The organism is Nguyenibacter vanlangensis, assembly GCF_013376155.1.
Taxonomy (GTDB): Bacteria; Pseudomonadota; Alphaproteobacteria; order Acetobacterales; family Acetobacteraceae; genus Gluconacetobacter; species Gluconacetobacter vanlangensis.
This window is the reverse complement of record NZ_JABXXP010001058.1, coordinates 1-759: the sequence shown is the minus strand read 5'-3', so window position 1 is coordinate 759 and position 759 is coordinate 1. Positions and strand designations below refer to the sequence as shown.

At 68.6% G+C, this 759-nt stretch carries 1 protein-coding gene; it reads right to left on the bottom strand.

Going from position 1 to position 759, the window contains the following annotated elements; all coding sequences use genetic code 11:
* Nucleotides 1–759, bottom strand: a 759-nt coding sequence (locus HUK84_RS21190; protein ID WP_246285820.1) for a lytic transglycosylase domain-containing protein, incomplete at both ends; no start/stop codon positions are given.

The following is a 759-nucleotide window of genomic DNA, read 5'->3' as shown; positions in this document are numbered from 1 at the left end:
CACGCCGTATAGGACGGGGCGGCCATGCGGTCGGGCTCGGCCGGGGCCTCGGCCACCTGCACCGGCTGGCCCTCATTGCCGTCCTCGCGTTCGTTGCGCCGGGCCCAGGCCATGCGCACGGACCGGGTCTGGTCGCTGGTCTGCGCGCTGGCATAGACATGGCCGCGCGCAATGTCGTGCGCTTCGACCATCAGGTCGGCCTGCGAGCGGACATTGGGCGTGATGCCGGCGATCTGCGGGCCGATCGCCGCCACATAGTTGCGGGTTTCGCGCGGCAGGCCGCGATTGCGCGTCAGGAAATCGTCCAGCCGTCCCGGCCCGGTATTGTACGCGGCCAGGAAGCCAGGCGAGCCGTAGATGTCGTACATCTGGCGGATATAGGCGGTACCGGCCAGGATATTGTCATGCGGATTGTACGGGTCGTCGCCCAGCCCGTATTCCGCCTTCATCTCGTCATAGGTCGGCGGCATCAACTGCATCAGCCCCATGGCCCCAGGGGCCGAGGTCACGAACTGGCCGTTGCGGAACAATTGCCCGCCGGATTCGCGCTGCATCACCGCGCGGATCCAGGTATCAGGCACGTCGAAGCGCCTGGACGCCTCCGTGATGTACGGGCCCCACGGATCGTCGGCGGGGCCCGGCGGCGCGTAATAGGATTTCGCATGGGCACGATAATCGGCCGCTTCCTGCGTCACCGGGATCTGCGGCCCCGCGCCGGGGGCGGTGGCGCACGCGGCCAGCAGCCCCATCAGCCCGACC